Raw genomic sequence first — 20,074 nt, forward strand, 5'->3', positions numbered from 1 at the left:
TCATCGTCCCCATTTGGGCGCTGGCGGCGTGCTGTTGGGGTTGGCCTTGCGGCGTCCCAGGCGGATCAGGCCGAAAATGCTGGCGGCGATCATGGTCAGGCCAGCCGGAACGAAGCGCTTGTCGGTGCTCACCGCCCCTTTGCGCAGGACGATATCCACCTGCGCCACTTCGAGGCCATCGGCATCGCCGGGTCCGATCCTGATGGTATAATCACCCGATACCACGGGATCGATATCGCCGATCCGGTCGCGATAGAAACGCGGCCCCTGCGGCGATCCCCGGTTGGCGGCCTGCGCATTGACATAGGAAAGCGTCTTGACCAGCACGTCCCGGCCGTCCCGCGATACGACCGAGGTCAGGGCGGTGCGCCCTTCGGCCGGAATGAAACTGCGCAGCGGCTGCATGTCGGCAAAGATTCGCACCGGGCCATCGCTGGCCTTCAGCGAAACCGTCACGGGCTTGTAGGGGCCGGGCCGGTCAAACACCCGCCACGACCCCAGATCGCTGCCGGAAAAATTATAGGCGTACCAGGGATAGCCAATTCCAAGCGCCACACCGGCGAGCAGGAGCAACAGCAGCAGCTTGCGCATCTCTCAGGCCTTCTTTTCCCAGCGCCCCTCGGCATTCTGCTGCCAATAGGTCAGCGTGTGCCCCCCGGCCTTCAACTGCTTCCACTGCTCTCGCGCCTGTTCGAGCTGCATCTGGTCGTGCCCGTCGAACATCAGCACCAGCCGTTCATAGGCTTCGACATGCGCCGGAACCGCGCCATCCACCAGAAAGCGCACCGTGGCCCCGTTCGGATTGCCCTCGCCTGTGGTCAGTATGACCGGCTGCTCCTCCGGGTGCGGCTCCTGATCCGTGGCATGGGCCAGAAAGGACGCATCCGACCAGGTCCACAGATGATTGTCGAGACTGTCGCGCCGCTCCTGCGATCCGGTCTGGATGACCACCTTCCACTGGCGGCTCAGCGAGCGCTCGACCAGACCCGGAAGCGCGTTTTCCAGTGTCGATTCAGTCAGGTGGTAGAAGAGGATTTCGGTCATTGTCTCTCTTGGCTCAAAAACGCGCCAGTGTCACTTCGTTCAAGCAGTCCTTGACCGATTCGTCAAAGAGTGGGTGTCTCGTGGTGCGTGGTTCGACAAGCTCACCATGAGGGATGTGGTTTGGTTGCAATGCCAATCGCGAGCGTCGCGGAACAAGGCTCCCCGCAATCCACGCCCTCCCTCATGGTGAGCTTGTCGAACCACGCACCACAGTCTCGTCAGCCTTCGAAATTGTCCTGGACCAGCCGGTCAAGCAGGCGGACGCCGAAACCGGACGCCCACGACTGGTTGTACTCGCTGGCCGGCGTGCCCATGGCGGTACCGGCGATATCCAGATGCGCCCAGGCCGTGTCCCCGACAAACCGCTTCAAAAACTGCGCTGCGATGATGGCGCCGCCAAAGCGGGTGCCGATGTTCTTCATGTCGGCGTTCTTGGTATCGATCAGCTTGTCATATTCCGCGCCGAGCGGCATGCGCCACACTTTTTCACCGGTCGACTGCCCCGCATCGAACAGCTGCGCCGCCAGCGTGTCGTCATTGGAGAACAGCCCCGCATGCGACTGGCCGAGCGCAACCATGATCGCACCGGTCAGCGTGGCGAGGTTGACCATGAATTTCGGCTGGAAACGCTCGTTGCAATAGTAAAGTGCATCCGCCAGCACCAGCCGGCCTTCCGCGTCGGTGTTGAGCACCTCGATGGTCTGGCCCGACATGGAGGTGACGATATCGCCGGGACGCTGGGCATTGCCGTCGACCATGTTTTCAACGAGGCCGACGATGCCGACCACATTGACCTTGGCCTTGCGGCTTGCCAGCGTGTGCAGGAGGCCGGTGACGGCGGCCGCGCCGCCCATGTCGCCCTTCATCTCGTCCATGCCGGCGGCTGGCTTGATCGAGACACCGCCGGAATCGAACACCACGCCCTTGCCGACGAAGGCGATGGGCGCTTCCTTGCCCTTGCCGCCCTGCCATTCCATGATCGCAAGCCGCGCCGGGCGCACCGACCCTTGGGCGACACCGAGCAGCGAGCCCATGCCCAGCTTCTTCATGTCCTTGGGGTCGAGAATCTCGACCTTCACATCGAGCTTCTTCAGTTCCTCGATACGTTCGGCAAATTCAACCGGTCCGAGAATATTGGCGGGCTCATTGACGAGGTCGCGCGCCAGGATAACGCCTTCCGCCACGGCTTCGGCATTGGCAAAGGCCTTCTTTGCCGCCTGCGGATCGGCCACGAGAAGGGTGATCTTGGCCGAGGATTTGTCGTCCCGGCTCTCGTCATTCCTGCCCTTCTTCGTCTTGTACTTGTCAAACGTATAGGCGCGCAGCAGGATGCCGAGCGCAAAATCCGCGGCATTTTCACCCGACACGTCCGCACCCGGCAACGCCAGAACCACGGAAACATGCTTGGCCTTGCCGATCTTCGAGAAGGCCGAACCGCCCAGTTTCAGCCAGTCATCGGCTTTCAGCTTGGCCGGATCGCCGGCGCCGACCAGCACCAGGCGGTCAAGCTCGGTGCCGCTGGGTGCAAGCGTGCTCAGGCTCGCTGCAAGTTTTCCCTTGAAATCCGAGACATCGATGATACGCGACAGCAACGCCTGCCCGACGACAGATTCGGCTTCCTGCGCGGCCTTGCCTTCGGCTGCCAGAAGCAAAATTGCGGTTCCGTTTTCGACGGCAGCAAACTTTGCAAAACTGATGGATGGTCGTTTGGACATGATATCTCCAGATTGAACAAATTGTGACTTCCTAATTCATCAAAGTTGATGAATGAAGTGGGTAACGATAGGTATCGGGCGCTAACACCTTGTTAACCAGCTTTCTTCGCCTATTTTTAGCCAAGCCTGACTAGATTGAACATATAACGGGTTCGTCCCATAGTGCGGCAAAATAATGCCATGGATTGCATGGCATACATCAAATGGTCGTTCATCCGTGAGCGGCAAGTCGACAAACAAGGTGGCGGAACTCTTTTGCGAAACATGACATGCGCCTGATTGAGTATTACATCTTGCGACGCATCGTCGTCATGTTTCTGGCAGTCCTCCTGTCAGCGGTCGGCATTACGTGGATCGTCCAGGTCCTCGGCCGCATCAACTTCCTGACCACCAGCGGCCAGAGCTTCTTCTACATCCTGAAGTTCAGCTCCAACCTGCTTCCCGCCGCTTTTCCCGTCGTCATGCCGTTCGCGCTGGTCATTGCCGTGACGCAGACGCTGTCGACGATGAACCAGGATTCGGAACTCGTCGTCATCAATGCCTCGGGCGCGCCGCGCTCCACGGTCATCCGGCCCGTCCTGCTCTTTGCCGTCGTCGTCGCCGGTCTTTCATTCGTCATCGCCAATTTCATCGCCCCGTATTCGCAGATGAGCATGCGGCAGATGCTGGCCGACGCCCGCTCCGACGTGATCAATCTCGTCGTGCAGCAGGGCTCGTTCCAGCGGCTGGACAAGGATCTTTATCTGCAGATTGAAAGCCGCGATGCCAACGGCGCCATCAAGGGCCTGTTCGTGTCCGATTCGCGCGATCCGGTGACCGACCTCCTCTACTATTCGAAGGACGGCCTCGTCGTCGACAAGGGCAACCAGAGCCTTTTGGTCATGAAGGACGGCGAAATCGACCGCCGCGACGTGAAGACCGGCGATGTGTCGATCATCAAGTTCAACACCTATGCTCTTGATCTTGCTGAATTTTTGCCATCGGACGACAAGGACGTCACCATCTTCCCGAAGGATCGTCCGCTGAACTATCTGATGAACCCGGACCCGAACGATACGGTCTATCAGCAGAAACCGCTGCGCTACACCTCGGAGCTGGCCAAACGGCTGACCGACTGGATGTATCCCATCGTTTTCGCCTTCATTTCGCTGGCCGCCGCCGCGGATTCGCGTTCGCATCGGGAGGCGCGCATTTCGGCCTCCTTCACGGCGATCACGTTGAGCCTGATCGTCTTCTGGATCAGCTATTCCAGCGGACAGGCTTCGGAAAAGAATGAAAGCGTCATTCCCTTCCTCTTTGTTTTCCCGGTTCTTGTTACCCTGTCGGCCATCTATGCATTGGCGACGAATCGTCAGATCGGCATGCCGGCAAAGCTGGCCGACTTCTTCAAGAACGGGTTTTCGTCACCACAGGCGGCCCTTGCAGGTGCCAAGACAAAGCTGCTAAATCCCCGCTCCGGACGTGGAGCGCGTGACGAATGATAGGCTGGACACTCGGACGTTACTTCTTTCTCCGCTACGTGACGATCACCTGCTATTTCCTCATGGGAAGTTTTGCGCTCGCCCTCATCCTCGATTTCACCGAGCTGTCGAGCAAGCTGGCCGCCCTGCCGGAATATTCCTCCATTCAGGCATTCGGCCTGTCCGTGATGCGCATTCCCTACATCATGCAGCAGGTGTTTCCGTTCATCGCGCTGTTTTCGGCAATGACCACGCTGATCTCGCTCAACCGGAAATACGAGCTTGTCGTGGCACGCTCCGTCGGTGTCTCGGCCTGGCAGTTTCTCCTGCCCGCCTGCACCGGTGCGTTTTTGTTCGGCCTTCTCGCCGTCCTGATCGTCAATCCCCTCGCCGCCTATGGCTTTGAGAAAAGCGAGGCTGTTCAGGCGGCCTGGCGCAGTGGAAAAACCAACGATACAACCGACGATCGCGTGCCGTGGCTGCGCCAGAAAACCGATGAAGGCGAGACCATCATCGGTGCCAAGAATATCGTCAACCGCGGGTTGCGTTTGGTCGATGCTTCCTTCATCCGGCTGGACAAGAACAAGGACATTATCGAGCGTCTCGACGCCAAAACCGCTGACCTGGAAGACGGCTACTGGCAGTTGACGGACGTGACGAAATTCGTGCTGGGCGAGACACCTGTTTCACCGGGCGATGTCCGCATCGCAACGCATCTTCGGCCTGAATTCGTTGAAGAAAGTCTGGCCCGGCCCGAGACAATTCCTTTTTTTGAGCTGCGTAACAAAATTGCCGCAGCTCGCTCTTTTGGCTATCCAGCCAATGCTTTTGACATGCATTTCCAGTCTTTGCTGGCTTTGCCTGCCCTTTTAATGGCGATGACCCTAATCGCCGCGACGGTTTCGCTGAAATTTGTTCGCTTTGGCCAATCTGGGACGATGATTCTGGGTGGCGTCCTCGCGGGCTTCGTGCTTTATGTCGTCACAGTTGTGGTCAAGGCATTCGGAAATGCGGGATTCGTTCCGCCTTTCGTTGCCGCTTGGACTCCGGTCCTGATCGCAACTTTTTTTGGGGTCTCCTTTCTGCTGCACAAGGAGGATGGTTAGAGTGGGATTGAATGTAACGCGCTCGGTGTTGCCGACGTGGCTCGCACGGCTTATGTGCGGGACGGCCGTGCTATGCCTTGCAGGCGGGATTTCGTTCCCGGCCTTGGCCCAGACAAATGATGCCCTCGCAGGTAATTTCAAGACGAATCCGAATGCGCAGATGCTGCTGGAATCGGATGAACTCGTCTATGATATCAATGCCAAGACGATTTCAGCCGTCGGCGGCGTGAAGATCGAATATGACGGCAACCGCCTCGTTGCCCGTCAGGTCACCTATGACCAGAAGACCGGCCGCCTGAAGGCCGTCGGCAAGGTCGAGATCGTCGAAAAGGACGGCAACCGCATCTATGCGGAAAATCTCGATGTCACCGATGACTTCAAGGAAGGTTTCGTCAACACGCTGCGCGTCGAGGCTGCGGATAACACGCGCTTCGCGGCGGAAAGCGCCGAACGCATCGGCGGCGAAATCACCAAGTTCAACAACGGTATTTATACCGCCTGCGAGCCCTGCCGCGACAAGCCGGGCAAGGCCCCGCTCTGGCAGGTGCGCGCCCAGAAGATCGTCTGGAACGGCAAGAACAAGACCATCCGGTTCGAACGCGGACGCTTCGAGCTGTTCGGCATGCCCCTGGCCTTCCTGCCGGCGTTTGAAATCGCCGATCCGACCGTGAAGCGCAAAAGCGGCTTCCTGATGCCGAGTTACAGATACGAGACGAATCTCGGCTATGGCGTCAGCGTTCCCTATTTCTGGGCGCTTGCACCCAATTATGACCTGACCCTGACCGGCACCGGCTATACGAAGCAGGGCTTCCTGGCCGACGCGGAATGGCGCCATCGCCTGGAAAACGGCGAGTACAGCATCCGTGTCGCCGGCATCAGCCAGCAGAAGCCCGGTGAGTTCGACGCGACTAACGATCAGGAAGACCACGACAATACCGGCCGCGGCATGATCGGTTCCAAAGGCGCTATTCACATCAACCCGCGCTGGACCCTCGGCTGGGATGCGATGGTGCAGTCGGACAAGGCCTTTGCCTATCGCTATGGCCTCGAAGGCTATGCGGACTACAACAAGACCGACCAGATCTACCTGACCGGCCTGCATGACCGAAACTATTTTGACCTGCGGCTCTACAAGTTTCACGTTCAGGAAGGTTACTCGGATTCAAACTCGGCTTCGTCTGAGAACAAGCAGCCCTGGGTTCTGCCAAGTCTCGACTATGCCTATATCCCCACCCAGCCTCTTGCCGGCGGCGAGTTGAACTTCAACTTGAACGTGCAGGCGCTGTATCGCGACAAGGAAGATGGCACGGCGTCGACAGGTCTGACACGCTCCGGCTATCTCTCGGGCATCAAGGGCAATGACGGCCGCATCACCGGCGAAGTCGAGTGGAAGCGTACATTCATTACCGATAGCGGCCTTGTCCTGACACCCATTCTCGCGCTGCGCGGCGATGGCATGTATGTCGACTCGAATTCCGTTGGCGTCACCCGCGACCAGGCCTTCCGCGGCATGGCAACCGCCGGGCTCGAAGCCAAATACCCGATCCTGTTCACGGCAGCCAATTCAACCCATGTGCTTGAACCGACGGCACAGCTCTTTATCCGCAACAACGAGCCCTATGCCGGCCAGATGCCGAACGAAGATGCGCAAAGCTTCGTCTTCGATGCATCAAGCCTGTTCGAACGGGACAAGTTCTCGGGTTACGACCGCGTCGAGGGCGGCACACGCGCCAATCTGGGTATTCGCTATTCCGGCACGTTCAACAACGGCCTGTCGCTCAACGGCATTGCCGGTCAATCGTTCCAGCTTGGCGGCGTGAATTCCTTTGCCTCGCAGGATTTTGTCAATGCGGGCGCGGAGTCGGGACTGGAAACAGCACGTTCCGACTATGTTGCGATGATCGGCGCCAACTACGGCGCCTATACGCTGACGACGGGCGGCCGCTTCGACAAGGATACGTTCGAGGTTCATCGTGCCGAAGTCGCAGCGACGGGCGCCGGCAAATACGGCTCGGTTTTCGGGAAATACGCATTCATCGGCGCTCAGCCCACCTATGGCTTCACCGAGGACAGGCAGGAAGTCACCCTTGGCGGCACGGCCAAGCTGACACCGAACTGGCGCCTTCTCGGCTCGGGCACCTACGATATCGTGCATGACACGCTGGTGAAGCGTACGGCAGCGATTGCCTATGACGATGAGTGCTTCACCTACCAGATGTACTATACGCAGCAACGGCCCATCACCAGCACTGGTACGGCCGGCGACACGACAACGACGTACGGTTTCCAGATTTCCTTCCGTACGCTGTGGGAATTCGGCAAGCCTGTCGATATTGGCGGCATTTGATTATTTCTTTTCAACTGGCCGCCCTTGCGGCCAGTCATGCTTTTGCCTTAGTAAAACGGCAATAAGACGGAAATGAATCTCACAGGAATGGATTTTACCGGTCATTTTTGTCAAAATGGTCAAAAGAGATCCATAATGATCGGATAATGTGGAACATGATGGTGAGGAAGCACATTCTTGCGGCGGCGATTGTTACCGCTTTGGGCTCGGGCCTGGCGGCCGGCATTTCGCTGCCTGCTCAAGCGAGCGACGTCAAGGTAATCGTCAATGGAATGCCGATTACCGATTATGACATTGCCCGGCGCGCGGCCTTTCTGAAGCTGCAGCACAAGAAGGGCAACCTGCCGCAGATGGCGCGGGAGGAACTCACCGACGACATGTTGAAACGCCAGGAAATGCGGCGGCTGAACATCGTCGTTTCCGACACCGAAGTGAATCAGGCCTTCGAGCGCTTTGCCACCAACAACAAGATGACCCTTGCCCAGCTCACCGGTGTCCTCGACAAGGCCGGTGTGACTGCCGACCATTTCAAGGAATATATCCGCCTGCAGATGGGCTGGGGCCGTGCCCTCAGCACCCGCAACCGGTCGCAGGGCGGCAGCCGCGTGTCCGAGCAGGATGCCGTGCAGCGTATGCTGAAGGACGGCGGCAAGAAGCCCGTCTCGACCGAATTCACATTGCAGCAGGTCATTTTCGTTGTTCCGGCCGCCGATCGCGGCAACATCGCCAAGCGCCGCAACGAGGCCAATGCGCTGCGCGCCAAGTTCAATGGCTGTGACTCAACGCGCGATATGGCCAAGGGCATACTGGACGTGACCGTCCGCGATCTCGGCCGTTTCGTCGAACAGGAACTGCCGCCGGAATGGTCGAAGCAGGTCACCGCCACCTCCGCCGGGCACGCGACCACCACGCTCGACACCGACAAGGGCGTCGAATTCCTCGGTGTCTGCGCAACGCGCCAGCTTTCCGATGATCGCGTCGCCCGCCTTGTTTTCTCGCAGGAAGCGGCAGCGGCCAACCAGAAGCCCGATGCCACGGCGGAAGCGGTCAACAAGCAATATCTCGATGATCTCCGGAAAAAGGCATCCATCGTCAATCGATGATGGTATTGCCTTCCCATGAGCAGCATCCTCGCCGTAAGCTCCGGTGATCCCTCCGGAATCGGACCTGACATAGCGCTTGCCGCATGGGCATTGCGCGCGTCGATGCGTCTGCCTGCGTTTTTTCTGCTTGGCGACGAAAAGCTCATCGCCGCACGTGCGGCACGGCTCGGCATGGATTGCCCCATCGAAATCACCACGCCGGAAGATGCCGACAGGGTTTTCGGGCGGGCTTTGCCGGTTGTTCCCCTGCAAAACCGGCAAATCGACCGCCCCGGCATTCCGCTCGCCGAAAATGCCGCCGGAACGATCGAGGCGATCGAGCGCGCAGTCGAATACACGCTTTCCGGCCGTGCCAGTGCCGTTGTCACCTGCCCCATCGCCAAGAAGCCGCTCTATGAGGCGGGGTTCCGCTTTCCCGGCCATACGGAATTCCTGGCGCATCTGGCCAGTGAACAGCTCGGCCGCGAGGTCACACCCGTCATGATGCTGGCAGGGCCCCTGCTGCGCGCGGTTCCCGTGACCATCCACATTGCCCTTGCCCGTGTTCCCGAAGTGCTGGATACCGCCCGGATCGTCACCATTTCACGCATCACGGCGCAGGCGCTGAAAAGCCAGTTCGGCATCGCCAATCCGCGCCTTGCCATTGCCGGGCTCAATCCGCATGCGGGCGAAGGCGGCGCCATGGGCCTGGAAGACGAAGAGATCGTCCGCCCGGCGGTTGAAATCCTGCGCAATGAGGGCATCGATGCACGCGGGCCGCTGCCGGCCGACACGATGTTCCACGCGGCGGCGCGTGCCAGCTATGACGCGGCGATCTGCATGTATCACGACCAGGCGCTCATCCCGGCCAAGACGCTGGGCTTCGACGACAGCGTGAACGTAACGCTCGGCCTGCCCTTCGTGCGCACCTCGCCCGACCACGGCACGGCATTCGATATCGCCGGATCGGGCAAGGCCAAGCCGGACAGCTTCATCGCCGCATTGCGCCTGGCGGGTGAACTCGCCTCCCATCGCTCCAGCCCGGAAAACAACGCCGCATGAGCATCGACAGCCTCCCCCCTCTGCGCGATGTGATCGACCGGCACGAGCTGATGGCCAAAAAATCCCTCGGCCAGAATTTCCTGCTCGATCTCAACCTGACCGCCAAGATCGCGCGGCAGGCCGGCGATCTCAAGGGACAGACCGTCATCGAGGTCGGCCCTGGCCCCGGCGGCCTGACCCGCGCCCTGCTGGCGCAGGGTGCCCATGTGATTGCCATTGAACGCGACGAGCGCTGCCTGGCGGCACTGCAGGAAATTTCCGATCATTATCCCGGCCGCCTGCAAGTCATATCAGGCGATGCGCTGGAGACGGATTTCAAGGCGCTGGCGGGGGACGGCACGGTCAAGATCGTCGCCAACCTGCCCTACAATGTCGGCACGCAGCTGTTGATCGGCTGGCTCTTGAGCGAGCCGTGGCCGCCCTTCTATGCCTCGCTGACGCTGATGTTCCAGCGCGAAGTGGCCGAGCGCATCGTGGCAAAGCCGGCCTCTGATGCCTATGGCCGCCTCGGCGTGCTGGCGGGCTGGCGCACGGAGGCAAAAATAACCTTCGACGTGCCGCCTCAGGCCTTTACCCCGCCACCGAAGGTGACGTCCTCGGTGGTCCACCTTGTTCCGCGCGCAAGCCCGCTGGCCTGCGATGCGACCATGCTCGGCCGTGTCACGCAGGCGGCCTTCGGCCAGCGCCGCAAGATGCTGCGCCAGAGCATCAAGCCACTCGGCGGTGAAGCGCTGCTGGCCAAAGTCGGGATTGATCCCACACGCCGCGCCGAAACACTGTCCATTGATGAGTTTGTAGCGCTGGCCAACGCGGTTTAGGTGTGGGTTAGGGGAAAACGTTGGTAAATCTTGCATAACCATTGTGCGTGGTTCGACAAGCTCACCATGAGGGAGATGGGTGGGCTGCAGGGTTAGCCGGAAACATTGCAGAATAAAGCTCCCTGCAATCCTCACTCTCCCTCATGGTGAGCTTGTCGAACCACGCACAATGTTCCTGCAGATATCAGATGACCTGCACCGTCAATCTAGCTTTTCATCCAACAGAGCACTGACGAAATCGAACAGGCCGGGACACCGGTCCCGGCGCAGGCGTTCGGCCGTCACGATGGACTGGACCTCGTGATAGGCACGGTCCAGATCCTTGTTGACGATGACGTAATCATAGGAACGCCAGCGTTCGATCTCGTTGCGCGCATTGTGCAGGCGCATGTCGATGACTTCTTTCGTGTCTTCGGCGCGGCGGTGCAGCCGCAGCTTCAGGTCGGCCATGGACGGCGGCAGAATGAAGATGCTGACGACATCGCCCTTCATCTTGTCCTGCAACTGCAGCGCGCCCTGCCAGTCGATGTCGAACAGCATATCCTGCCCGTCGGCAAGGGCGTTTTCCGCCGCCTCACGCGGCGTGCCATAGAAATTGCCATGCACCTCGGCCCATTCGATCAGTTCATCGCTGTCGCGCAGGCGCTCGAATTCGCGCACCGAAATAAAATGATAATGCACGCCGTCGATCTCGCTGGCGCGGCGCGGACGGGTGGTGACGCTGATCGACAGGGACAGTTCCAGCTTTTCCTTGTCGTTGAGCAGCAGACGGGCAATGGTCGACTTGCCGGCACCCGATGGCGACGACAGCACCAGCATGAGGCCGCGGCGCTTGATGCTGTTTGAGGCGTTGAGCATGTTTACTCCAGATTCTGTATTTGCTCGCGCAATTGATCCACAACCGCCTTGAGGTCAAGTCCAATCGACGTGATGGAGGCCGCATTGGACTTGGAGCAGAGTGTATTCGCCTCGCGGTTAAATTCCTGTGTCAGAAAATCCAGCTTGCGCCCAACACCGTTGCCATCGCGCAGCAGCGTGCGGGCGGCGGCCACATGCATCTCCAGACGGTCCAGCTCTTCCTGGATATCGGCCTTGGTGGCGAGAAACGCCGCCTCCATGTGCAGCCGCGCTTCATCGAGAGCCGGAGATGCATCGAGCAGCAGTGCAACCTGTGCCGCCAATCTCGACCGGACGGCGTCGAGCGTCCGGCTCGGATCGCGCCGCGCCTCCCCGGTCAGCCGTTCCACCGCATCGATCTGGGTGCTCAGTATATCGCCGAGCGCCTTGCCCTCGGTCTCGCGGTTGCGCGCAAGCTGCACCAGCGTCTCGTCGAGGACCGCCAGCACGGCCGCTTCGATCTCGGCCTGGTCTTCATCCGTCAACACGTCCTGCGGCGCTTCCAGAACGCCGCGCAGCGCCATCAGGCCTTCCGGGGTGGACGGTGCCAGACCGAAGTCCGCACGCAGCTGGGCGGCGATCCCTGCCAATTCCCTCAGCAGCGGTTCGTTGATGAGCGCCCTGGCATCGCCGGCGCTGCGGTCAACGGTCAGGGCCGCCTGGAAATTGCCACGCTTGAAATGCTGGCTGAACAGCGCGCGCGCCTTCTGCTCCACGGCTTCGAACCCCGCGGGCAGCCGGAACCGCACATCGAGCCCCTTGCCGTTCACCGATTTGATTTCCCATGAAATCTGCGCCCCGGCGCTGTTCCGGAGGTGACGGGCAAAACCCGTCATGCTTTGCAATGACATTTTTCCCCCAAAGTCCGAAAGGACAAAGGCCTGATCGAAACCAGGCCTTCCGATATTATTCCTGTGTCGGCGCGCTGTCGTCCGCCGCAGACGGCTTGGCATTCTTGTCGCCGGTGGCGGCCTTGGCAGCCTCGTCGACACGGTTCTTCTCGACGGTGCGCCAGCGCTTCACATTGTCGTTGTGGTCATCCAGCGTTTCGGCGAAGACATGCCCGCCGGTTCCATCAGCCACGAAGTAGAGGTCCTTGGTCTGCGAGGGATGCGCAACCGCTTCCAGCGCATCGCGACCCGGATTGGCAATCGGACCGGGCGGCAGGCCATTGATCGTATAGGTGTTGTAGGGCGTCGGCTTCTCCAGATCCGATTTCAGGATCGGGCGGTCGGCCGGCTTGCCCTTGCCGCCGAACAGGCCATAGATGATCGTCGGATCGGACTGCAGGCGCATCCGCTTGTTCAGGCGGTTGATGAACACGGCGGCGACGCGCGGACGCTCATCGGCCTTGCCGGTCTCCTTCTCGACGATGGACGCCAGCGTGACGAATTCCTCGATGGTCTTGAGCGGAATGCTCTGGTCGCGGCGCGCCCAGATATCCTCGACCAGTTTCTTCTGGTCGGCCTGCATCTTCTTGATGATTTCCTCGCGCGTCATGCCGCGGGAGAAGCGCTGCGTGTTGGCGAACAGCGTGCCTTCCGCCGGAACGACCGCCGGCAATGCTCCCACCAGCGCATCGTCCTCGCTGACACGCTGCAGAATCTGGTCGACGGTCAGGCCTTCGGGAACGGTCAGCGAATGCAGGACAGACTTGCCGCTGCGCAGAAGGTCCATGATGTCACGCATCGAGGCGTGCGCCTTGATCTCGTACTCGCCGGCCTTCATGTCACGCTGAAAGCCATAGGCCTGAACGCCATATTTGAACACGCGGCCATCGGTGATGATGCCGCGGCGTTCGAGGCCATCGGCGATTTCGACGATGCCGCTGCCGTTCTTGACGACATAATTGGTGGTGACTTCCGTCGGGCCGGGTTCGTTGAAGGCGACCTTGCCGAAATAGACCGCGGCAGCGGCGGCAATCACCAGAAGCACCACGAGCGACAGCATGAAATTGGCGAAGACAACGATCTGGCTGCGCGCCCGGCGCGAGCGGCGCCGGGGTGCGGGCGGCGGCGTGCCCGGTTCGGGGCGCAGGGCCTCGGATGCCGACTGCGGGACAATCGGATTGCGCTCCGGCGCGCTGGCGGCGGCTGAACCGTTCGTCTCTTCAGACTGCTGATCTGAGCTCACACGGGCACCTCGAGCATGTTTTTCCGGTTGGAACCGGTATTATTTTGATTGCGAATATGGCGAAAGCGCGAAAACGCTTCCGCCACTGCTTCAATCACTGTTGATAACGCCGCAAAACCAGCGAAGCGTTGGTACCGCCAAAACCAAAGGAATTGGAAAGAGCCACATCGACGGTGCGATGCCGCGGCTTGTGCGGGACCAGATCGATCTTTGTCTCGACCGATGGCTTGTGCAGATTGAGCGTGGCCGGAGCGACATTGTCGCGAATGGCCAGCGCACAGAAGATGGCTTCGGTCGAACCGGCTGCACCCAGGAGATGGCCGATGGAAGACTTTGTCGACGACATCGACACTTTCGGAGCGGCATCGCCCAGAACACGTTCAACGGCCGCCAGCTCAATCGTATCGGCCATCGTCGATGTGCCGTGCGAATTGATGTAGTCGACCTGATCCGGGGTAATGCCTGCGCGCTTCAGCGCCATTTCCATGGAGCGCTGCGCACCCTCGCCGCTCTCGGACGGAGCGGTGATGTGGTAGGCATCGCCGGACAGGCCGTAGCCGATAACCTCGGCGTAAATCTTCGCCCCGCGGGCCAGCGCATGTTCCAGCTCTTCCAGCACGACGATACCGGCACCTTCGCCCATGACGAAACCATCGCGGTCATCGTCGTAGGGACGCGAGGCCGCTGTCGGATCATCGTTGCGGGCCGTGGACAAGGCCTTGCAGGCGGCAAAGCCGGCCAGCGAGATGCGGCTGACGGGTGATTCCGTTCCACCGGCAACCATCACATCGGCATCACCGAAGGCGATGAGACGCGATGCATCGCCGATCGCATGCGCGCCGGTCGAGCAGGCGGTGACAACCGAATGGTTCGGGCCGCGCAGCTTGTGCTTGATGGAGACCTGGCCGGAAGCCAGATTGATCAGACGTCCGGGAATGAAGAACGGCGAAATGCGGCGTGGACCCTTGTCGCGCAGCGTATAGCCGGCTTCGACAATGCCCTCGAGACCGCCGATACCCGAACCGATGAGAACACCCGTGGCGATCTGGTCCTCGTCGCTTTCCGGTGCCCATTTGGCATCGGCAAGCGCCTGGTCAGCGGCAGCCATGGCATAAATGATAAAGGGATCAACCTTGCGCTGTTCCTTCGGTTCCATCCAATCGTCCGGATTGAATGTGCCATCGGAGCCATCGCCGACTGGAATGCGGCAGGCAATCTTGCAAGGCAGATCTTCAACTTCAAACTCTGTGACCCGCCGCGCACCGCTCTGGCCAGCCAGGAGGCGGGACCATGTGTGCTCAACACCGGATGCAAGAGGAGAAACCAGCCCAAGGCCGGTTATGACAACGCGCCTCATGGCCGATCCTTCAATGTCATATTCAGCATGATATTTTCCAAGGGCCCTGCGCAGGTTCCGACAAAGGCAATCTGCCGCCTGTCAAAATTCCTGCGCTGCCGGGCCGAATGAAAATCAGGCTTGTGCTTTATCGATGAACTTGACGGCATCGCCGACTGTCAGAATTGTCTCGGCAGCATCATCAGGAATTTCAACGCCGAATTCTTCTTCGAAAGCCATCACGAGCTCGACAGTATCAAGGCTGTCTGCGCCCAGATCGTCGATGAAGCTCGCACCATCGGTGACTTTCTCGGCATCAACGCCCAGATGTTCAATAACGATTTTCTTGACGCGTTCTGCAGTATCACTCATGTGGAAACCTCAACCTGTTTGTTTTTCTCCATGCCTTGGTTAGCGGCACGGATGACTCTAATCAAGCAATAAGATGGCAGGTCAGCCTTGTTTAACAGCTAAAACCCCTCATCCCAGCCACTTCTTCCTCACGGAATGGAAAAGGCATCAAATCGATTTGACACCCTGACTTGGTGCGCGACTTATCACGCTTTATTCACGGTCTCAATCGCATAAATGTGATTGCGACGTAAACGCCCGGCGCAAAGGTGCAGCCGGGCGGGATGGTTCTGTCGACACAAGCAGGCGACCAGCGGACTTGACCGGTGGTTCTTCCCGTTCAAAGCTCCAGTTTGATCTGGCGGGATGAAGCACCCACCATAATTTTGCTGGGCGGCACCAGTTTCCATGTTTCCTTGTCAGTATCCCAGATGCTCTGCATTCGAGGCAGAATTTTAACAGTCACTTTTTTCTTTTCACCAGACTTCAGATCCACTTTTTCCCAACCGACAAGCCGTTTAGGTGGCTCCTCTGCCGTTGAAGGAAACTGAATATAGACTTGCGGCACCTCTTTTCCGGAAACCGTACCGGTATTTTCAACGGAAAAGGATACTGTTTTCGTGCCGTCCGTGCCGTCCGTGTCCACCCGCAAATCCGAATACGAAAAACTGGTGTAAGACAGACCAAAGCCGAATTCAAACAACGGCGCTACGCTTTTCGCATCGTACCAGCGGTACCCGACCTCAAGTCTTTCGGAATAAACCGGATTTTCAGGCCAGCTTCCACCACCTGTCGGGGTGTCAGTTTCCTTTTTCGGAAAGGTAATCGGCAGTTTTCCTGAAGGGTTGATCTTGCCGAACAAGATATTCGCAATAGCCGGTCCGCCGTTTTCACCAGGATACCAAGCTTCCACAACAGCTGCCACATCTTCGATCCAAGGCATCAGGATAGGATTTCCACTTTCGATAATGACGATCGTGTTTTTATTGACAGCGGCTACCTTCGTTACCAAGTCGTCTTGATTGCTGGGTTTGTCTTTGCCATCGCGAACAACGCTCAAACTGAGCGAGAGCGACGTCACTCCCTCACCTGAGGGCTGATCGACAACGACAATTGCCACGTCTGATGTTTTCGCCAGCTCGACGGCAGCATCTATTTCTTGTGCCGTGTAGGGACGAAACGGCTGTAGACGGTCGTCGTGTCCGCCATAACGTACTTCAGTATTCGGTGCGGCATCCTTGATTGCCCGAACGATCGACGTTCGTACCAGCGCCCACGGAACAGGCCACCAGAAGCATCCTGAACGTCCTTCATGTAGTTTCACGTCCCCGCACGTGTCGTAACTGCCCCAAACTGGGTGCCTGGTACTTCCAGAACCACCACCTGACAAGACTGCGTCATCGGCATGGGCGCCAATAACCGCGATCTTTCTCAGTTTCACTGCGTTCAATGGCAGGAGGTGTGTATTGGGTGCGGCACTGGCTGGCTGGTCTAATTGCTGATTTTTAAGCAGAACGATCGATTCTTCAGCCACTCTTTGCGCGACTGCTGCACCGCTTTCGAAATCGATTTTTGGTTCAAAGTCTTTGACTTTGTTATCGACTGGCGGATTGTCCATAACACCGACCTTAATCATCGTTCGCAGCTTGCGCCGTACCATATCATCCAGACGGGATATGGAGATGATTCCGTCATTCAGAAGCGGCTTCACTTTAGCGGGAAGAAACCACTCAGCCGCCAGATAATCCTCTTCCTCATCGACACCAGCATTGATCGCGTCAGCGGTAGAATGTATGGCTTTCCAATCAGTCTGAACCTGCCCCTTGAACCCCCACTCATTCTTGAGAATTTCTGTCAACGTGTGATAATGCTGGCAAGCAAATATATCAGCGGGATATTTATCAAGTCTGAGCTTGTTGTATGAGCACATGACGTTGCCCGGCTCGGCCTCCCGAACGGCAATCTCGAAGGGCAGCATGTAAATCTCTCGCAGCGTGCGTTCGCCGATCGCGCTGCTGCCTGTCGTGCGATAAGCCTCCTGTTCATCACCCACCATATGTTTGATCGTTGCAATTACCTGCTGGCTCTGGGTGCCTTTTGTACGCCATGCCAAAAGCTTGCCTGCAAGGACCGGATCCTCTCCCAGATATTCAAACATGCGACCCGAACGTGGATCGCGGACCATGTTGGCGCCGCCACCCAACCCCATGCCATAACCCTGCGCGCGCAGTTGTTTGGCGATTTCAACACCGTAATCATAAGAAAGTTTTTCATCCCAACTTGCCGCAACAGCAAGCGTTGCCGGGAAAGTCGTGCTGGCGAACTTTGTCGCGCCCGAGCCCGTCGATGAGTCGACTATCGTCAGCTCCGGAATATTGAGTCGTGGCAGCCCCGGAATGTGCCCAGCCCCGCCCCCGCCGGTTTCACCCATATTTTTGTGATCCGTGCGGATGAATTGCAGCTTCTCATCGAGCGACATTTGCGCAACGAGATTGGCGGCACGAACATCGGCAGGGTCAACTGCACGCTGTTCGTCGCTGCCTGTGTCTGCTTTCCGGGCATCCGCATTGTTCGGCTTAGGCTCACCGCCCCCTGCGGGAGGTTGCATGATCTCCGGAACAGCGGTGTTTTGGCTGCCTTCAGCCGTCGCGCCGGCCGAATAGGTTCCCGTACCAGCGCTTGCTGATTTTTCGTCGTTGTTGCAGGCGGACGTGAAAATCGGAATGAGAGATAAAACGAAAGCGTTCAACAGGGATTTTTTCAAAACAATTTCCTCCTCGAAATGTTCTTGGTATAATTGTTTTGATGGTCGAAATAATTCGGGCAAAGATCAATTCTACAATAGTCTAGGGTCAGGCCCTTCAGGGTCAGGACCCTGGTGCCGTGAAAAACAAAACCCCGGACGTTTCCGCCCGGGGCTTTGGAATACTGGCTGGCCTGACCTGGCTCAGATCATCGCCATGCCGCCGTTGACGTGGATCGTCTGGCCGGTGACGTAGGAAGCCTCGTTGCTGGCGAGATAGACCACGGAGGATGCCACCTCTTCGCCTGTCCCCATGCGGCGCATCGGGATGGCGGACATGATGCCTTCCTTCTGCTTGTCGTTCAGCTTGTCCGTCATGGCCGATTCGATGAAACCGGGCGCAACGCAATTGACCGTGACGTTGCGGCTGGCGATCTCAGCCGCGAGCGCCTTGGAAAAACCGATAAGGCCGGCCTTGGACGCGACATAGTTGGTCTGGCCCGGATTGCCGGTCACGCCGACAACCGAGGTGATGTTGATGATGCGGCCATAGCGGCGGCGCATCATCGGATGGGTCAGTTCGCGGGTCAGGCGGAACACGGCGGTCAGGGTGACCTCCAGCACATTGTCCCAATCGGCATCGCTCATGCGCACGAACAGGCCGTCCTTGGTGATGCCGGCATTGTTGACGAGAATTTCGACGCCTTCGAGATCAGCTTCGGCCTTTTCGCCCAGCGCTTTCACTTCATCACGGTTCGACAGGTTGGCCGGGAAAATCTTGACCCGTTCGCCAAGCTCGTTTGCCAGCGCCTCGAGTTTTTCGACGCGCGTGCCATGCAGGCCGACAATGGCGCCCTGCGCATGCAGCGCCCGGGCAATGGATTCGCCGATACCGCCGCTGGCGCCGGTTATGAGAGCCTTGCGGCCTGTCAGGTCAAACATTGCTCAATCCCTTCCGTTCACACGTTCAGCGCGGCAACGGCCGCGTCAATATCATCCGGCGCGCCGACGGCGACACCGGAAATGTCCTTGTTGATGCGGCGCGCAAGGCCGGTCAAAACCTTGCCCGCACCAATCTCGTAGAGTGTCGTTACGCCATTGGCGCCGAACCATTCGACCGTTTCGCGCCAGCGGACCTGGCCCGTCACCTGCTCGACCAGCAACGCCGCGATCACATCGGCCGACGTCACCGGAGCCGCGCGCACATTGGCGATCAGCGGCACGACAGGATCGTGCTTGGCCACATTTGCCAGCGCCTCGCGCATGGCATCGGCGGCCGGTGCCATCAGCGCGGAATGGAAAGGTGCGGAGACCGGCAGCATGATGGCGCGCTTGGCGCCCCGTTCCGTCGCCAGCGCCGCGGCCGCCTCGACCGGCGCCTTCGAGCCGGAAATGACGATCTGGCCGCCGCCATTGTCATTGGCGATCTGCACCGGGCCTTCGAGCGCGGCATCGGCGCAGACAGCGGCGACAACCTCGTGCTCAAGCCCGATAATGGCGGCCATCGCGCCGGCTCCGGCGGGAACCGCCTGCTGCATGGCATTGCCGCGGATGCGCAGGAGCCGCGCCGTATCGGCGAGCGAGAATGTTCCGGCAGCGCACAGCGCCGAATATTCGCCGAGCGAATGACCGGCGACATAGGCGACCTTGTCCCTGATCGATATGCCGCGCGCTTCCAGCACGCGGATGACGGCGATGGACACCGCCATCAGGGCCGGCTGCGCATTGGCGGTCAGTGTCAGGGTTTCTTCCGGGCCGTCCCAGATGATGGCGGAGAGCTTTTCACCAAGCGCATCGTCGACCTCGTCGAACACCGCCCTGGCTTCGGCAAAATTGTCGGCCAATGCCTTGCCCATGCCGACGGCCTGACTGCCCTGACCGGGGAAGGTGAATGCTATGGACATGGGGCGTGCCTCCGGATTTCTGCTTGATCGTCGTCAATCTGCCGCGCGATGTGCCTATCGGCAAGCCCGAAGTCAA

The 20,074-nt window shown here is 59.2% G+C and carries 17 protein-coding genes; 6 read left to right on the forward strand and 11 right to left on the reverse strand.

What is annotated here, in order from left to right; all coding sequences use genetic code 11:
- The 3 genes from RDL77_RS18125 to RDL77_RS18135 form a co-directional block, all read right to left on the reverse strand.
- Positions 1 to 591, reverse strand: coding sequence for a hypothetical protein (locus RDL77_RS18125; protein WP_288194093.1), 591 nt, complete (start codon positions 589 to 591; stop codon positions 1 to 3).
- Positions 592 to 594: 3 nt separating this feature from the next.
- Positions 595 to 1,044, reverse strand: coding sequence for a DNA polymerase III subunit chi (locus RDL77_RS18130; RefSeq protein WP_105735768.1), 450 nt, complete (start codon positions 1,042 to 1,044; stop codon positions 595 to 597).
- A gap of 218 nt (positions 1,045 to 1,262) precedes the next feature.
- Positions 1,263 to 2,759, reverse strand: a complete 1,497-nt coding sequence (locus RDL77_RS18135; RefSeq protein WP_288194094.1) for a leucyl aminopeptidase — start codon at positions 2,757 to 2,759, stop codon at positions 1,263 to 1,265.
- A gap of 269 nt (positions 2,760 to 3,028) precedes the next feature.
- Between RDL77_RS18135 and RDL77_RS18140 the strand changes: the two genes are divergently transcribed.
- The 6 genes from RDL77_RS18140 to rsmA all read left to right on the forward strand — a co-directional run bounded on the left by RDL77_RS18140 (position 3,029) and on the right by rsmA (position 10,634).
- Positions 3,029 to 4,240 (forward strand): LptF/LptG family permease, encoded by a 1,212-nt coding sequence (locus RDL77_RS18140; RefSeq protein ID WP_223611235.1) that lies wholly within the window; start codon positions 3,029 to 3,031, stop codon positions 4,238 to 4,240.
- Positions 4,237 to 5,325, forward strand: coding sequence for an LPS export ABC transporter permease LptG (gene lptG / locus RDL77_RS18145; protein ID WP_223611236.1), 1,089 nt, complete (start codon positions 4,237 to 4,239; stop codon positions 5,323 to 5,325). The genes RDL77_RS18140 and lptG overlap by 4 nt, the downstream gene beginning before the upstream one ends.
- A 1-nt stretch (position 5,326) precedes the next feature.
- Positions 5,327 to 7,672, forward strand: coding sequence for an LPS-assembly protein LptD (locus RDL77_RS18150; RefSeq protein WP_288194095.1), 2,346 nt, complete (start codon positions 5,327 to 5,329; stop codon positions 7,670 to 7,672).
- A gap of 155 nt (positions 7,673 to 7,827) precedes the next feature.
- A complete protein-coding gene (locus tag RDL77_RS18155) occupies positions 7,828 to 8,775 on the forward strand; it encodes a peptidylprolyl isomerase (protein WP_288194096.1) in 948 nt (315 codons plus the stop codon).
- 15 nt (positions 8,776 to 8,790) lie between these two features.
- Positions 8,791 to 9,816, forward strand: coding sequence for a 4-hydroxythreonine-4-phosphate dehydrogenase PdxA (gene pdxA / locus RDL77_RS18160; RefSeq protein WP_288194097.1), 1,026 nt, complete (start codon positions 8,791 to 8,793; stop codon positions 9,814 to 9,816).
- Positions 9,813 to 10,634, forward strand: coding sequence for a 16S rRNA (adenine(1518)-N(6)/adenine(1519)-N(6))-dimethyltransferase RsmA (gene rsmA, locus RDL77_RS18165; protein WP_288194098.1), 822 nt, complete (start codon positions 9,813 to 9,815; stop codon positions 10,632 to 10,634). The genes pdxA and rsmA overlap by 4 nt, the downstream gene beginning before the upstream one ends.
- Positions 10,635 to 10,835: 201 nt before the next feature.
- On the opposite strand, the gene gmk is transcribed toward rsmA, so the two are convergent.
- The 8 genes from gmk to fabD all read right to left on the reverse strand — a co-directional run bounded on the left by gmk (position 10,836) and on the right by fabD (position 19,998).
- The gene (gene gmk / locus RDL77_RS18170; RefSeq protein WP_223612360.1) at positions 10,836 to 11,453 is read right to left on the reverse strand and encodes a guanylate kinase; all 618 of its coding nucleotides are present in this window, start codon (positions 11,451 to 11,453) and stop codon (positions 10,836 to 10,838) included.
- 41 nt (positions 11,454 to 11,494) lie between these two features.
- Positions 11,495 to 12,382, reverse strand: coding sequence for a YicC/YloC family endoribonuclease (locus RDL77_RS18175; protein ID WP_288194099.1), 888 nt, complete (start codon positions 12,380 to 12,382; stop codon positions 11,495 to 11,497).
- Between the two features lie 55 nt (positions 12,383 to 12,437).
- A complete protein-coding gene (gene mltG, locus RDL77_RS18180) occupies positions 12,438 to 13,664 on the reverse strand; it encodes an endolytic transglycosylase MltG (RefSeq protein WP_223611242.1) in 1,227 nt (408 codons plus the stop codon).
- A gap of 94 nt (positions 13,665 to 13,758) precedes the next feature.
- Complete coding sequence (gene fabF / locus RDL77_RS18185) at positions 13,759 to 15,021, reverse strand: beta-ketoacyl-ACP synthase II (protein WP_223611243.1); 1,263 nt, start codon at positions 15,019 to 15,021, stop codon at positions 13,759 to 13,761.
- Positions 15,022 to 15,135: 114 nt separating this feature from the next.
- Positions 15,136 to 15,372, reverse strand: a complete 237-nt coding sequence (locus RDL77_RS18190) for an acyl carrier protein (RefSeq protein ID WP_008128530.1) — start codon at positions 15,370 to 15,372, stop codon at positions 15,136 to 15,138.
- 319 nt (positions 15,373 to 15,691) lie between these two features.
- Entirely contained in the window at positions 15,692 to 18,178 is a 2,487-nt protein-coding gene (locus RDL77_RS18195; RefSeq protein ID WP_288194103.1) for a glycoside hydrolase family 3 protein, read from the reverse strand.
- Between the two features lie 120 nt (positions 18,179 to 18,298).
- Entirely contained in the window at positions 18,299 to 19,036 is a 738-nt protein-coding gene (fabG, locus tag RDL77_RS18200) for a 3-oxoacyl-[acyl-carrier-protein] reductase (protein WP_288194104.1), read from the reverse strand.
- A gap of 17 nt (positions 19,037 to 19,053) precedes the next feature.
- Positions 19,054 to 19,998 carry an ACP S-malonyltransferase gene (gene fabD / locus RDL77_RS18205; protein WP_288194106.1) on the reverse strand — a complete coding sequence of 315 codons (945 nt, stop codon included), beginning with the start codon at positions 19,996 to 19,998 and terminating at the stop codon, positions 19,054 to 19,056.
- Between the last annotated feature and the right edge of the window lie 76 nt (positions 19,999 to 20,074).

Origin of the sequence: uncultured Phyllobacterium sp., assembly GCF_902479695.1 — a bacterium.
Taxonomy (GTDB): domain Bacteria; phylum Pseudomonadota; class Alphaproteobacteria; order Rhizobiales; family Rhizobiaceae; genus Phyllobacterium; species Phyllobacterium calauticae.